At 65.0% G+C, this 14126-nt stretch carries 12 protein-coding genes, 1 tRNA gene and 1 pseudogene; 9 read left to right on the forward strand and 5 right to left on the reverse strand.

From position 1 onward, the window contains the following. Nucleotides 1-2: 2 nt before the first annotated feature. Nucleotides 3-904 (forward strand): annotated as a pseudogene (locus tag B9G49_RS13695) (ZIP family metal transporter). A gap of 61 nt (nt 905-965) precedes the next feature. Here the strand turns inward: B9G49_RS13695 and aroC are convergent. Further along, the gene (aroC, locus tag B9G49_RS13700; protein ID WP_049929688.1) at nt 966-2153 is read right to left on the reverse strand and encodes a chorismate synthase; all 1188 of its coding nucleotides are present in this window, start codon (nt 2151-2153) and stop codon (nt 966-968) included. Nucleotides 2154-2286: 133 nt separating this feature from the next. Between aroC and B9G49_RS13705 the strand changes: the two genes are divergently transcribed. The 3 genes from B9G49_RS13705 (at nt 2287) to B9G49_RS13715 (ending at nt 4213) form a co-directional block, all read left to right on the forward strand. Then, entirely contained in the window at nt 2287-2508 is a 222-nt protein-coding gene (locus B9G49_RS13705) for a hypothetical protein (RefSeq protein WP_049929687.1), read from the forward strand. Between the two features lie 93 nt (nt 2509-2601). Beyond that, entirely contained in the window at nt 2602-3378 is a 777-nt protein-coding gene (locus tag B9G49_RS13710; RefSeq protein ID WP_086216749.1) for an enoyl-CoA hydratase/isomerase family protein, read from the forward strand. A gap of 157 nt (nt 3379-3535) precedes the next feature. Then, nucleotides 3536-4213, forward strand: a complete 678-nt coding sequence (locus tag B9G49_RS13715; protein ID WP_049929685.1) for a type 1 glutamine amidotransferase domain-containing protein — start codon at nt 3536-3538, stop codon at nt 4211-4213. Between the two features lie 15 nt (nt 4214-4228). Here the strand turns inward: B9G49_RS13715 and B9G49_RS13720 are convergent, their stop codons facing one another. Beyond that, nucleotides 4229-5635 (reverse strand): sodium:solute symporter, encoded by a 1407-nt coding sequence (locus tag B9G49_RS13720; RefSeq protein ID WP_086216750.1) that lies wholly within the window; start codon nt 5633-5635, stop codon nt 4229-4231. Nucleotides 5636-5743: 108 nt separating this feature from the next. Between B9G49_RS13720 and B9G49_RS13725 the strand changes: the two genes are divergently transcribed. Then, complete coding sequence (locus B9G49_RS13725) at nt 5744-7054, forward strand: response regulator (RefSeq protein WP_086216751.1); 1311 nt, start codon at nt 5744-5746, stop codon at nt 7052-7054. 16 nt (nt 7055-7070) lie between these two features. On the opposite strand, the gene B9G49_RS13730 is transcribed toward B9G49_RS13725, so the two are convergent. Further along, nucleotides 7071-7379: a transcriptional regulator gene (locus B9G49_RS13730; RefSeq protein ID WP_049929682.1), complete on the reverse strand. Its 309-nt coding sequence runs from the start codon at nt 7377-7379 to the stop codon at nt 7071-7073. 96 nt (nt 7380-7475) lie between these two features. Between B9G49_RS13730 and B9G49_RS13735 the strand changes: the two genes are divergently transcribed. Then, complete coding sequence (locus B9G49_RS13735; RefSeq protein ID WP_049929681.1) at nt 7476-8450, forward strand: sugar phosphate nucleotidyltransferase; 975 nt, start codon at nt 7476-7478, stop codon at nt 8448-8450. Between the two features lie 22 nt (nt 8451-8472). Here B9G49_RS13735 and B9G49_RS13740 read toward each other — a convergent pair whose 3' ends face one another. Beyond that, nucleotides 8473-8679, reverse strand: coding sequence for a hypothetical protein (locus B9G49_RS13740; protein ID WP_049929680.1), 207 nt, complete (start codon nt 8677-8679; stop codon nt 8473-8475). Between the two features lie 71 nt (nt 8680-8750). Next, complete coding sequence (locus tag B9G49_RS13745; protein WP_086216752.1) at nt 8751-10217, reverse strand: DHH family phosphoesterase; 1467 nt, start codon at nt 10215-10217, stop codon at nt 8751-8753. Nucleotides 10218-10430: 213 nt separating this feature from the next. On the opposite strand from B9G49_RS13745, the gene B9G49_RS13750 reads away from it, so the two are divergent. The 3 genes from B9G49_RS13750 to B9G49_RS16325 all read left to right on the forward strand — a co-directional run bounded on the left by B9G49_RS13750 (nt 10431) and on the right by B9G49_RS16325 (nt 13871). After that, nucleotides 10431-10504, forward strand: a tRNA-Lys gene (locus B9G49_RS13750). A gap of 542 nt (nt 10505-11046) precedes the next feature. Further along, nucleotides 11047-12975 carry a hypothetical protein gene (locus B9G49_RS13755; protein ID WP_086216753.1) on the forward strand — a complete coding sequence of 643 codons (1929 nt, stop codon included), beginning with the start codon at nt 11047-11049 and terminating at the stop codon, nt 12973-12975. A gap of 419 nt (nt 12976-13394) precedes the next feature. Further along, entirely contained in the window at nt 13395-13871 is a 477-nt protein-coding gene (locus tag B9G49_RS16325) for a hypothetical protein (protein WP_143414713.1), read from the forward strand. The last annotated feature ends 255 nt before the right edge of the window (nt 13872-14126 follow it).

Here is a 14126-nt window from a genome sequence, read left to right on the forward strand (position 1 = left end):
GTATGACGACGCTCGCCTCGGTCCTCGGCGTGACGACCGTCGCCGGGGTCGCGACCGGCTCGGGGCCCTCCCCGTCTTCTTCCGGCACCGCGTGACACATCGGATCTACGACGGTGCCCTCGGGCTGGCGGCCGGGCTGATGGTCGCCGCCAGCGTGTTCGGCCTCGTGATCCCCGGCATGGAAGAGGGGACGCTCCGCGCGGTGATGGCGGGGGTGCTCCTCGGCGGGGCGACGCTGCTTGGCGGGAACTACCTCATTCCGCACCTCCACGCGGAGTACCGGGCGTGGTTCGTCGAGGGCGGCGCGACCGCAGACGACGCCGCGGTCATGGAGCCGCCGACCGGGGACTCTGTCGCCGAGGGTGTCGCCACCCGGGGCTCCGCTGCCGAGGGAGGCGACGCGGAGCCGGAATCGGTCGACGAGGACGCCGGGACGCTCGCCGAGCGCGAGTCCTCGCTCCGGAAGGCGCTGCTCATCGGCGGGGCGATCACCCTCCACAACGCCCCCGAGGGGCTGGCGATCGGCGTCGCGTTCGCCTCCGGGCTGGAGGAGGTCGCGCTGTTGCTCGCGGTCGTCATCGGCCTTCAGAACGTGCCCGACGGGTTCGCGTTCGCGGTGCCGATGGCGGAGACCGGGATGTCGAACCTCCGGGTGGTCTGGTACACGACCCTCTCGGGAGTGGTCCCGCAGGTCGCCGCCGCGGTCTTCGGCTTCTCGCTCGTGTCGGTCGGGGCCGGACTGTTCCCGGTGTCGTCGGGGTTCGCCGCGGGCGCGATGCTCGCGGTCGTCTTCCGCGAGCTGATCCCATCCTCGCACGGGCACGGGCACGCCGACGCCGCGACCGGCGCGTTCCTCGTCGGCTTCGTCCTGCTCGTCGTCGTCGACGCTGTCGTCGTGGTGTGAGCGGGCGCCGGACGCTGGAAGCGCACGACCGCGGCACAGGCCCGGGTGCGGGCGTCGGTCGCTACTCGTTGCGCGGGCTACTCGGGTGGTAATCGGTGTCGTACTGTCCCGGGTTGCCGTCGACGCGGTCCGGGTTGATCCGGCCGCCGAGCAGCATGAAGTCGAGCACCGTACAGTACAGCATCGCCTCGACGACGGGGACGGCCCGCGGCGGGAGGACGGGGTCGTGGCGGCCGACGACTTGGACCTCCTTCTCCTCGCCGGTCTCCCAGTCGGCCGAGCGCTGCTTCTTCGGGATCGAGGTCGGCGCGTGCCACGTCGCCTCGCCGTAGATCGGCTCGCCCGTGGTGATCCCGCCCTGGAGGCCGCCGTGGTCGTTGCCCACGGGGACGGGGTCGCCCTCCTCGCTCTCGACGTGGTCGAACGACTCGCCGTCGTCGAACGTCCAGTCCTCGTTGCGCTCGCTGCCCGCCACGTGCGTCGCGTCCTTCCCCAGCCCGTACTCGACGCCGGTGGTCGCCGGGATGGAGAACATCGCCTGCCCGAGGCGGGCGGGGAAGCTGTCGAAGCGCGGCGATCCGAGCCCCCGGGGGACGCCCCGGCACTCGAAGTAGATCGAACCGCCGATCGAGTCGCCCTCCTCCTGGTACTCCTCGATCAGCTCCTGCATCTCCGCGGCCGCCTCGGGGTCGGCGCAGCGCACGTCGTTCTCCTCGCTGTGTTCGAGGATCTGCCCGAAGCTCACCGGGGCGGCCTCGATGTCGCCGATGCGATTGACGTGCGCTTTGATCTCGACGTCGTGGTCAGAGGCGTCGAGCACCTGTTCGGCGACCGCGCCGGCCGCGACCCAGTTCACCGTCTCGCGCGCCGAGGAGCGCCCGCCGCCGCCCCAGTTGCGTGTGCCGAACTTCGCGGAGTAGGTGTAGTCGCCGTGCGAGGGGCGCGGCGCGGTGACGAACGGCTCGTACTTCCCCGAGCGGGCGTCCTTGTTCTGGATCACCATTCCGATCGGGGTGCCCGTGGTGTAGCCGTCCTGGACGCCGGAGTTGACGACGACCTCGTCGGGCTCGCCCCGCGAGGTGGTGATCATCGACTGGCCCGGCTTGCGCCGGTCGAGCTGCGCCTGGATCGCCTCCTCGTCGAGCTCGACGCCCGCTGGCACGCCGGAGACGGTGACGCCCATCGCGTCGCCGTGGCTCTCGCCGTAGGTCGTCAGCTGGAAGAGTCGGCCGAACCGGTTCCCGTTCATACCGGTACGTGTGGCCGGGGGCTTATAGGGGTTGCAATCCGCGCAACGAGCGGCGCTCGCCCGGACTTCGAGACGACGCGCCGACCGGCGCGCGACCGACGGCGGTATGTAAGGGGAACGCGTTGGTGGGTGCGTGCGTGACCGCTTCACCTCCGACCTCGGCGTGTACGCCCTTTCGGGGCTGTTCTCGCTCGTCGTCTTCGCCCTCGCGCTCGGCATCCTCTCGCGGACGCTCCCCGGCGGGCTCGCGAGCCGCCAGCTCGGAGGACTGATCGTCGGCTACCTGCTGTTCGTCGGCGTGTACACGACGGCGTGGTTCATCTACACCGGGATCGACAGCCGCGAAGAGGTCTGACCGTCGAGTCGCCGCCGCCCGCGGAGCCCCGCCTCCGACCGAGTCGGATCCGCCTGCCGAACCGTTTTCACGTCGCCGCGAGACGGGGCGGGTATGAGTTGGGACACCATCGCCTTCGACGTCGACGACCGCGGAGTCGCAACGATCACCGTCGACCGACCGGAGCAGCTCAACGCGCTCACCGCCGAGACGCTCGAAGCGATCGAGGACGCGCTCGACGAGGCCGCCGAGCGCGACGCTCGCGCCCTCGTGATCGCCGGTGCGGGCGACGAGGCGTTCGTCGCGGGCGCGGACATCTCGCACATGGTCGACCTCTCGACGCCCGAGGCGCAGGCGTACGCCGAGCTCGGCCACCGCGTCGCGGACGCGATCGAGACGTTCCCCGCGCCGACGATCGCCGCCGTCGACGGTTACGCCTTCGGCGGCGGGTGCGAGCTCGCCCTGGCCTGTGACCTGCGGGTCGCCGCCGAGAGCGCCGTCCTCGGGCAGACCGAGATCGATCTGGGGATCATCCCCGGCTGGGGCGGCACGCAGCGGCTCCCGGCGCTCGTCGGCGACGAGGTCGCCCGCCGGCTGATCTTCCTCGGCGGGCGCATCGACGCGACCGAGGCGGCCGAGGTCGGGTTCGTCGGCGAGGTCGTCGCGGACGACGACTTCGAAGACCGGATCGACGAGCTGGCCGGCGAGCTGGCAGCGAAGCCGACGACCGCGCTGCGCGCGGCGAAGGAGGCGCTGAACGCGGCCGGCGAGGGGTCGGCGGCGACCGGGCTCGCCTTGGAGCGCCGTGCGTGGGCCGGCCTCTTCGGGACGCACGATCAGCGCGAGGGGATGACGGCTTTCTTGGAGAAGCGCGATCCGGAGTTCGAATAACGCGGTAGCGGATCGCTGTCGGTGCTGTGCCGAGATGTGGTGGCGCGCGCCTTCGAGCGGCCGCGACCGTGACGTTTGCTTATAAACCCGACGCCGCCCTTTGGCGCTGCCGGGCGCGGACGTCTTTTATATCGAGGTCCTCAATGGCGGACTACACATGACTGACGCGTTGTTCGTCGTGAGCGAGGAGGGGTACTGGGCCGAGGAGTGTATCGAGCCGCTGACGACGCTCGAATCGGAGGGCGTCGACGTGACCGTCGCGACGCCGTCGGGGTCGCCCCCGGTCGTCGACGAGCGCTCACTCGACCCCGAGGCCGCGGGCGGCGAGGAGCGAGTCGCGGAGCTCCGCGAGGTCGACGAGGAGCACCCCGAACTGAACGATCCGGAACCGATCGCGACCGTCGACGCCGACGGCTACGAGGCGGTCGTCTTCCCCGGCGGCCACGGCACCGTCTGGGACGTGAACCAAGACCGGCACGCCCGGCAGTTGCTGCTCGACGCGGTCGCTGGCGACGACGGCGTCGCCCTCGTCGTCTGTCACGCCGTCGGCATCCTCGCGTTCACGCGCGAGGCCGACGGGACGCCGCTCGTCGAGGGGCGCGCCGTCACTGGCTTCCCGAACGACTGGGAGGACGGGATCGTCGACGACCACGACGTGATGCCGGACGGTCGGAAGCTCCCGTACTGGGTCGAAGACGAGGTCCGGCTGGCGGGCGCGGAGTGGGACGCCGAACTCGACGCCGACACCAGCGTCACCGTCGACGGCGACCTGATCACGGCCCGCGGCCCGGGCTCGTCGGCCGAGGCGGCGGAGACGCTGCTCGGCGAGCTCTGAGCGTGCCCGATTCGATCACGCCGAGCCGAGCCGGTCGGTGTCGGCCAGCGACACCGCGACGAACGCGGCGGCGCTCGCGATGACGCCGGGGATGACCGGGTCGACCGCGGTCAGCGATCCGAGCCTGTCGACCGTCCACACTTCGGTGAGGACCTGCCACGCCGTTGCGGTGACGAACCCGACCACGACGCCGGCGAAGGCCCCGTCGCCCGTGGCCGCGTCCCAGTGAAGCCCGCCGAGGACGGGAACGAACAGGGTCGACCCGAGCACGGACGTGTAGAGCGCGACGATGAGCTGGACCACCCCGCCTAACGGACCGGGGTTGACGGCGAGAGCGGCGGGGACGACCGCCGCGCCGACGGTCGCGATCCGGCTGACTCGCCGCACGCGCGCCGGCGTCGGCTCCGGGACGAGGCCCAGGGCCGGCAGCGTCCGCTCGTAGATGTCGTGGGCCACGGCCGCCGACGTGACCAGCAGCACCGAGTCGACGGTGCTGAGCACCGCCGCGACGACCGCACCGAGCAGCAGCAGCCCCACCGCGGGACCGAACAGGTCGAGCGCGAGCCGGACGACGGACGCGTCCGGGTCGGCCAGGCCGGGGAACCGGACGCGCGCGAGCAGCCCCAGCGTCAGGATACACACGGCGATGACGGCCTGGATCGCGATGGAGATCGGGATCGCCCGCTTGACCGTCTCCGGGTCTCGCATGGCGTAGACCCGCGAGAGTTCGTACGGGGCCACCGCGATACCGAACCCGAACGACAGCGCCAGCCCGGTCGTGAGCGCTGGCGCCGAGGTGCCCGACAACAACGTCGGGTCGATAGCCGCAGCCGCGTCGATGAGCGCCCTCGCGCCCCCAGTCTCGGCGACTCCGACGACGGCCGCCGCCGCGACGCCGAGGAGGAGGGCCGTGACCTGAACCGCGTCCGAATAGATGCTCAGCCGCATCCCACCGACGAGCGTGTACGAGAGCGCGACCGCGGCGAACGCCGCGATGCCGAGGACCCGCGGCACTCCGAAGACGGCGTCGAGGATGACCGCCCCGGCGACGTACTGGGCGGTCGTGTACACGAGGTAGATGACGCTGACGAGGGCCGCGGTCGTCCCGCCGACCACCTCGTTGTCGCCGTCGAAGCGCGCCGAGAGGAACTCCGAGACGGTGATCCCGCCGCGGGCGCGCAGGTGCGGCCCTACGAACAGCAGCGACGCGACCCAGCCGGCCCAAATGCCGAGCCACACCAGGCCGAAGCTCACGCCCACGGCGTAGTGGATCCCGATCGTGCCGATAAGCGTCCCCGCGCTGACCTGCGTCGCGGTCAACGACATTGCACCGAACACGCCCCCGATCCGGCGGTCGGCCGCGTAGAACGACTCGGCGTTCGACGCGTCGGCCTCGCTGTGCGCCTCCGAGGAACCGATCACGCTACCAACCTGCCCGAGCGAACGAATAAGCGATGTCCTCAGTTTCGCGGCAAAAGTATCCGATATTATATACAACAGTTATTATGGGATCGCGTCTCGTCTGAACGCATGTCTATGGCCGACCGGCCGCCGATACGCGTCCTCTGCGTGGACGACGAGCCGGGGTTCGCGACGCTCACCGCGGACGTCTTGGACCAACAGCACGACGACATCAGGGCCGTCGGCGTCACCTCCGCCGAGGCGGCGCTGGACCGGCTCGACGAGTCGACGTTCGACTGCGTGGTCAGTGACTACGACATGCCAGACGTCGACGGCCTCGAACTGCTCGACGCCGTGCGCGAGCGCTACCCGTCGAAGCCGTTCATCCTGTTCACCGGGCGCGGCAGCGAGGCCATCGCGAGCGAGGCGATCTCGTCCGGCGTCTCCGACTACCTCCAGAAGAGCGGCGGCCAAGAGCAGTACGAGCTCTTGGCGAACCGGATCCGAACGTGCGTCACGCGGCTCAGGGAACGACGGGACCGCGAGCGCGTCGAGGACTGGTACTCGCAGCTGTTCGAACAGCGGCTGATCGGCGCGGGGCTGTCACAGGACCGGAGCTTCGAGCTGGCGAACCGCCGCCTCGCCGAGATGCTCGGGATGCGGCGCGACGAACTCGTGGGCGAGCCGGTGTCGTCGATCGTCGCCCCGCACGATCGGGACCGAGTGGTCCGGGCGATCCGACGGCGAGAGTCCGGCGACGACGACCGCGTCAGATACACGATCGACCTCCTGGCGGCGGACGGCTCCACGTTTCAGGCGACGGTGGTCGGGAGCCGCGTCACCTACCGGGGCGAGCCCGCGATCCTCGGGCTCATCCAACCGACCGGCGCGGACGAGGCGGCGGCCTCGCAGGCGGTCCGCGGCCGCATCGAGGCCGCGAGCCGGATCCTCTCGCGCCCGCCGTCGGAACTGGACGCGCCGCTCCTGTCGACCGCGAACACGCACCTCGCCGAGGTCCTCGGAGCGCTCGACACCGGCGACTCGTCGCCGACTACCCCCGATCCGACCCGCCCCGTACAGCTCTCCGACGCCGTCGGCGAAGCGGTGTCACAGGCCGGCCTCTCGGCGACGGCGACCGTGACGGTGGACCCGGACGGGTCCATCGACCGCGACCGCGGGACCGTCGTCCCCGCCGTCCGGAATATCCTCCAAGCCGCGCTCGACGAGGCGGTCGACGCGGTCGCAGTCGACGCGCGAACGACGGCCGACGGCTTCCGAGTGCTCGTCCGCGACCCGCGGTCCGAGTCCGCCGAGGAGTGCTGCGTCGCCGAACTACCGTTCGACGTCGGCCTCGCCGGCGACGCGATGTACGGGATCGACCTCTTCATGCGGCGGATCCCGGGTGGCGTTCGCTGCGACGCGGTCGTCGCGGAGCGGTGAGTCGCCGGGCGACCGCTCAGCGGATCACGAACGCAGGCTCTTCGATCCGTTCGCTCTTACACTCGGGACACCGTGACGGCTCGTTGACCGGATCGTCGAAGCCGTCGAACCCGCACTCGCGACAGGTCGGCGGCGCGACGAGGAACTCCTCGTCGGCCCCGCCGTCCCTTTCTTCGGATCCGCTCTCGTCGGTAACGGACCGCGAGACGTGTTCGAGGTGTTCGTACACCGTCGGCGTCGGCAGCGACAGCGTCGCCGCGAGGTCGCTCGCGGTCCGCGGTTCCTCGCGGAGGGCGTCGGCGATCCGCTGGCGAGTCGTCTCCATACCCGACGTTCGACACGGGCGAGTAAAACCGCCCGGTCGGCGTCCGACGCCGACACGGGCACAAGAGGTATGTCACCGGAGTGAGACCGGGGGAGTATGAAAGCCGTCGTACTCGCGGGTGGCTACGCGACCAGGCTCTGGCCGATCACCGAACACCGGCCGAAAATGTTCCTCCCGGTTGGGGAAAACACCGTCATCGACGAGATATTCGAGGACTTGGAGGCCGACGACCGGGTCGACGAGGTGTTCGTCTCGACGAACGAGCGCTTCGCCGACACCTTCGCGGAGTACCTCGACGACAGCCCCTTCGAGAAGCCGACGCTCTCGGTCGAGGAGACGGTCGAGGAAGACGAGAAGTTCGGCGTCGTGGGAGCGCTCGAACAGCTCGTCGAGCGGGAGTCGGTCGACGACGATCTGATCGTCGTCGCCGGCGACAACATGATCAGCTTCGATCTGGGCGACTTCGCCGACTTCTTCGAGGACAAGGGAACGCCGACGCTGGCGGCCTACGACGTGGGCGACCGCGAGCGCGCGAAGTCGTACGGCCTCGTCCAGCTGGACGGCGACGAGGTGGTCGACTTCCAGGAAAAGCCCGACGACCCGGAGTCGACGCTCGTCTCCATCGCCTGCTACGCATTCCCCGCCGAGACGCTCCCGAAGCTCACCACCTACCTCGAAGACGGTGAGAACCCTGACGAGCCCGGCTGGTTCCTCCAGTGGCTCCAAGAGCGCGGGGCGGTCAACGCGTACACCTTCGACGGCGCGTGGTTCGACATCGGCACCGCCGACAGCTACCTCGACGCGGTCGAGTACGCGCTCGACGGCGGGACGCTCGTCGACGACGACGCGACCGTCGAGGGGAGCGACCTGGGCGACGTGGTCCACGTGATGGGCGGCGCGACGGTGACCGACTCGACGCTCGACCGCGCCGTCGTCTTCGGGGACGCGACGATCACCGACTCCGAGGTCCGCAACTCCGTGATCGACACGGGCGCCACCCTGGAGGGAGTCGACCTCTCTGGCGCGCTGATCGGCTCGCACACCTCCATCACCAAGGGCGACGAGTTCTGACCGCTTCGGGGCGACCGCCGTCTCAGTCGTCGACGCCGGCCTGCGCGTGCGTGTGGTGATAGCAGTCGAACGCGGGGTCGCTGCCGTCGGTCGCGGGGTAGAAACACACCCGTTGGTAGCGCTCGTTGTCGAGCAGGTTCGCCACGAACCCGCCGGTGTGTCGGGAGACCGAGTCGTACGGGTCGCCGCAGGCGGGACAGTTCGCCGGCGGATCCTCGGGAACGTACATGCGGCGCGGTGGTCGGAGGTACGTCCCCGAGCCGGAAAACGACCGCGCCGAGCGGCGGCGGTCGGAGCGGCTCAGGACCCGTTCGAGGAGTCGCCGCTCCCGCCCTCGACGCCGAGCGCGTCGAACAGTTTCCGCCGGACCGCCTCCTCGGTGAGGTGGAGGAGCGTGTCGCGCTTGTCGCCGCTCGCCTCGATGCCGGTGAAGATCCCGAGCGGGATCTCGAGCGACCCCTGCGTGGAGTGGCCGGCGGCGTCGCCCATCTCCGAGAACGCCTCGTCGAGCACGTTGCCGATGTTCAGCCGGATGTCCTTCGAACGCGCCGCGAGGTAGATCTTCTCGTCCGCGATGCCCAACACGGCCGTCGTCGTGATCCCCTCTAGGTTGAGGAGGTGTTGCGCGGCCTGCGCGAGCGCCTCGCGGTCACGGATGAACCCGGCCGTCGAGAAGAGGTGGCTCCCCTGGACCTCGCGGTTCTGGATCGCCTCCGCGAGCACGTCCAGCGTCTCCGGACTCATCGACGGTGACTCCACCTGTTCGAGCGTGTCGTGGTTCGCGAACGGGTGGAGGTACGCCGCCGCGGTCAGGTCGGCGGGCGTCGTGTCCCGCTTGAAATCCAGCGTCTCGGCGCGGATACCGTAGAGGAGCGCGGTCGCGACCGCCTCCGAGGGGGACTGGTCGAACTCTTGGAGGTACTTCGTGAGGATCGTCGACGTCGAAGAGACGTTGGTCCGCACGTCGACGAAACGGGCGTCGAACGGCACCTCGGCCTCCAAGTGGTCGAGGTAGATGTCGACCGACACGTCGAGATCGAGGTCCTCGGCGGCGGCCTTCGCGAGGTCGACGGCCGCGATCGTCTCGTACTCGGAGAGCGGCGAGGCCTCGCCGCGGGCGAGCAGGTCGATCCCGAGGAGGTTGACGAACGCCCGGTTCTCTTGGTGGCCCACGTCGCCGGAGTAGATGATGTCGGCGTCGACGCCGAACGCCTCCGCGATCGCCTGGAGCGCGGTCGCGGACGCGATCGAGTCCGGCTCGGGGTTGTCGTGCGTGAGGATGGCCATCCGGTCGCCGCCGTCTTCGATGATCTCCGCCAGCTGGCGGGCCATGTACTCCAGCTCGCCGGTCTCCAACGACTGGAGGGCACTGTCGGCGATCACCGTCGAGGGGTTGATCACCACGTCCGCGCCGCGCTCGCGCAGCTCGTCCTCGCTGACGGGGTCGGAGGCCCGGGCCACGAGGTAATGGTCGCCGCCGGTCTCTCTGACCGCCGAGACGGCGGCCTTGTTCGCTTCCACGTCGCTGGCGAGGATCAACACGATGTCGCGGTCGGCGAGCTCGTCCACGACGTCCGGCTCGGCGATGTCCTGGACGCGCGCGTTGAGGTCCTGGTCGCGGAGCGCCTCGACGCGGCTCTCGTCGCGGTCGAGGATGAGGACGTCCTTCCCGCGCTCGGTCAGTTCCTCCGCGACGGCGTGACCGACGCTTCCACAGCCGAGGATGGCGTACCGGGTCCGCGCGGATGCGGATGCCCCACTACTCATTGGAGGGATTTCCGCGGCACGACACTTAACGAGTGCGCTCTCGGCGTCGTCCCCCGGCCACGAGGTCGCCGAGTCCGGCGGCTTCGCTCCCGAGAGACGCGTTCGGGTCCGAACGCGATACCGTCGCTTTCGTGCGATTGTACCGGCGTCCGCCGAGCGCCGACGGGGTCGAATGAAAAGGCCTTTTACCGTGACCCGGGTACAAACTTGTGAGGGCCGGTAGCTCAGTTAGGGAGAGCGACGGACTCTTAATCCGTCGGTCGCGTGTTCAAATCGCGCCCGGCCCGCTTTCTCAACGACGGATACCGAGTCAGACTGTCAGCGGCTGAACTGTCTACATCTACGGATTAGAGCCATTAGAAGGTTCGGGAACATCCCGATAATCGCCGTCAGTTCGTTTCGTATGTGGTGCGGCCCGATGCTATACCGGAGTTACGTCTTAGCCGAGTTCAGTCAGCTCATCCATCACCGGATACGATAGCATTGAGTGCGCGTATGGGGCCGCCAAATGGTGAGGCTCTCAACAAAGACTACGAGGAGAGGAGTTCGGGACGAAGTAGTTCGTTTCTTCAACCAAATCTCACCCGCAACTCCAGGGTTTGAGCGCCCAAGACTGCCATCAATTTCCTATTTTATTTGCTGGAATGTCGGCACAGTCTGTATCTTTCGGTATCTATTTCAATCTGGACGTTGTTCACTAAGTGAAGGCAAATTCTCGCGGAACTCTCCACCCAGCCAGTTACAACCGCCGTGTTTCCTTCGGCTGGTTCGAACGCATTGAGGCGAGAGTAGAACGAACCGCAGAGAAACTTCTACCGCAACTCGAAATATGACTACAGATTCAATCTCGAACAGCGACGGCTTTGATGAATCGACTGATTTTCCGAACAGGGTAACTACCGACGAAGCACGCGATCGTCTCGAAGAGAGACTATTCTCGGCGATTCAAGCCGGAGAGAATACGCTCATCGACGCGCCCACTTCGCTCGGTAAGACCTATCAAGTCGCAACGACACGATGGCGAGACTATCCCGAGATCACTGGCGGTGAGCCGGTCATCCATATCCACCAGACAACTGAAGCGCGGAAAGGCGCTGTCGAAGAAAGTAGAGTGGAAACCGGTGTGGAGTGTCGCGTGCTACGTGGTCGAACTGACGCGTGCCGTGTAGCCGCAGGAGACTACGACGACGAACTAACCGCTCCAAATGGCCACACACCTTCAGAGTGGTTCGACTGGATGTGTGATGTGCGCAATGTCACATTTCAGAAGGCACACCGCCAGCTGTCGAACTACTGTGATCTACCCTGTGGGAAGTATTGCGACGCTGTCACTCAGTGGTGGGATATTTCAGACAGCGATGATGGACCAAATTACGACGTACTACATACAACGGCGAATTTCGCTCATGTTGACGACCTCATTGAGGGAGCGAATGTGATCTTTGACGAACGTCCGGAGTACGGACTCACGTTCTCGGATCAAGAGCGGATACAATTCCAGAGGGCGACAACTAACCTACTTGATCATCGTTCCGACGTACCCCGCGCGATGATCGATCTCAAGTCTGCTGCTGTTCGTGACCGGCCTGAGTTGCAAGCAGAACTTAGGGCGCACTTTGAAGACAAGGTTGATGAGGAGTGGCTATTCGGACGAGGGGAAACGCATCGATTGGCTCCGGCTATCGGACGTGCTATCCTCGATTCGAAGGAAGTCTGCGCAGGACGCTACCACGGACGAGACGGTCGAATTGAGGTTGTGATGGATGGTCTGAGCGGTGATATTCGACACATCCAGCATACCCCAGACCTCTCACAAGCCCGCTGTATAATCGGTCTCGATGCGTTTCCGTCGGAAACTCGGTGGCGAATCAACACGGTCGACGACCTTTCGCGGGAGAATGTGTTGACTCCCGCTGAACGTAAATGGTGGCGAAGAAACGAAAGGGGGCTGGAAATCAAGCAACTCGGAGAGGCGACTCGTTCATATACGCAGGGCTGGGGAGAGGGTGCCGGCGAAACACGAGCAAAAGCGGTCGTTCAGAAAATCCGGCAACTACACTGCGATTCTTTCCGTTCGTGTATCTCTCCGAGTAGTGTTGAGCAGGACGTTCGACAGATGATGGCTGACGCAGGTATCGAGAAGCCGAAGGCGATGCACTACGGTGAACAAAAGAGTCGAAACGATTTCTCGAACGAGAAAATCGGATTGCTCGTTGGGTGTATCGATCCCGGCGACGAGAATATTCTTGATTTGCTTGCCCTCCGCGAGATGGTCGCCAAACCAAAACGAATGGTAACGGAATCTGGAGAACGAATACGAGCCACCGGTCGAGGTTTCGTTGGCCCAGACGCAGAGGTAGCAAAAGAGATACTGGCGTCAGTCCGGGAGAATAATCTCGCACAAGCTGCGGGGAGATACGCACGGAATCCAGACGATCCTGACTCTGGAGCTACTGTGTATGTTTGGTCGGACGCACTTCCGCGGATGCTCGTTGACCAGAAGATCGGAACAGAGTATCGCACAGCTACTGACAAGCAGACAGAGTTCGTACGGATACTGGAGGAGAACCCATCGGGATGTACTGCGAAGCTCATCGCCACTGAAACAAGTAGCGACAAGTCCTACGTTATCGGCTGGCTCAAAGAAATGGAAGAGCAGAACAACGTCACGAAGTCTGTAGGAACTGGATATCAGGGAGCGACTAAGTGGGGATGGTGTGGTGGGAACTTCGAGAGTTTCGTCGTGTTCAAATCATGAGGTCGTTGGGTATCTCATATTAAAGACTATTATGTGGATCACCCAATGACCTGCCTGAACAATCCTTCGGGGAGTTGGAATACTTTGAGGGGCGGGATTAGTCTCCTGCGGAGACTCCCGAACATGGAATGTGATACTCCGCTGGTTTATTGATTCAATATTGTAATTCATTGAGCGCGGAAGAATCTCTCCCCCTCAATGTACTGCTTCTTGTAGAGACAAATAAGCCACTCAATTAGCAGGTTCCCCTCACGATTAGATATCAACTGTATGCTATAGATCCGCGTGACAAAAGCAAGTGACTGCCGCGAGCGCTTACACTACCAACTTGACACTACCGTATCATTCTGGAGCGTGTTCTAAGATATTAAGAGCAGACGTTGTGCCAAGATTAACACGGTAGAACAAGATGGTGTCATATGGAAGAACATTGGTTGTGGTATCTTGCTGGAACTGTTGATACGTCAGCTACATTGACGGTCAAAGTCCAGAAAGATGATCGAATTGATTTAGGATATAAACTGTTTCCAAGGTTCTACTTCGCCCGACCGAAAAGCGTTGAGTCAATTTTCGGAATGGTTGATGAGTATCTTGAAGACACTACGGCCAGCTACCGAATAAAAGAGTTAGATCGTTCAAACCGTCTCGAAATACAGAATCCAGAAGATATTCGAACGTTCATTGAGCCTCTGCTTGATGGTTTCATACAGCAGCGAGATCGAGCGGAATATTATCTCGATGAAGTTCTCCCGCTGCTTGAGAATGGTAGCCCCAAGTCGGAAAAGAAATTCATTGAGGCGATGGAAATCATTGACGGGCTATCACAGTATCCGATACAGCCTCGTACAACTTCGAAGTACGACGCTGACTACTTCCGAGGGGAATGGGGCCTATGAGGAGTGAAGTTTTTCCTCGGCCTTCTTATGGCCTTTCTCACGGAGTTGTCTGATGGAGATGGAATAATTTCGAAGGGAAGTGAAGCCAGCTCTATGCCTCATACCGTCGTGCGTTAATTTCTACCGTTCTCAAGGGCAGAGATAGTTCCAGATGATCGGTTCCGTGATCGTCGGCAGTCCTCGTTGAATCTGCCGTTTCAGCGTCGAAAGATCTGGTATGAGGCGGTGCTTGAACCATTCATTGAGACGATCCCA

It is taken from the genome of Halorubrum sp. SD683, assembly GCF_002135045.1.
In the GTDB taxonomy this organism is placed as follows: Archaea; Halobacteriota; Halobacteria; order Halobacteriales; family Haloferacaceae; genus Halorubrum; species Halorubrum ezzemoulense.

What these genes read in the sequence shown, in the direction of transcription:
- aroC (WP_049929688.1), bottom strand. Translation starts at nt 2,153, where the DNA reads ATGAACGGGAACCGGTTCGGCCGACTCTTCCAGCTGACGACCTACGGC.
- B9G49_RS13710 (WP_086216749.1), top strand. Translation starts at nt 2,602, where the DNA reads ATGAGTTGGGACACCATCGCCTTCGACGTCGACGACCGCGGAGTCGCA.
- B9G49_RS13715 (WP_049929685.1), top strand. Translation starts at nt 3,536, where the DNA reads ATGACTGACGCGTTGTTCGTCGTGAGCGAGGAGGGGTACTGGGCCGAG.
- B9G49_RS13725 (WP_086216751.1), top strand. Translation starts at nt 5,744, where the DNA reads ATGTCTATGGCCGACCGGCCGCCGATACGCGTCCTCTGCGTGGACGAC.
- B9G49_RS13730 (WP_049929682.1), bottom strand. Translation starts at nt 7,379, where the DNA reads ATGGAGACGACTCGCCAGCGGATCGCCGACGCCCTCCGCGAGGAACCG.
- B9G49_RS13735 (WP_049929681.1), top strand. Translation starts at nt 7,476, where the DNA reads ATGAAAGCCGTCGTACTCGCGGGTGGCTACGCGACCAGGCTCTGGCCG.
- B9G49_RS13740 (WP_049929680.1), bottom strand. Translation starts at nt 8,679, where the DNA reads ATGTACGTTCCCGAGGATCCGCCGGCGAACTGTCCCGCCTGCGGCGAC.
- B9G49_RS13745 (WP_086216752.1), bottom strand. Translation starts at nt 10,217, where the DNA reads ATGAGTAGTGGGGCATCCGCATCCGCGCGGACCCGGTACGCCATCCTC.
- B9G49_RS13755 (WP_086216753.1), top strand. Translation starts at nt 11,047, where the DNA reads ATGACTACAGATTCAATCTCGAACAGCGACGGCTTTGATGAATCGACT.
- B9G49_RS16325 (WP_143414713.1), top strand. Translation starts at nt 13,395, where the DNA reads ATGGAAGAACATTGGTTGTGGTATCTTGCTGGAACTGTTGATACGTCA.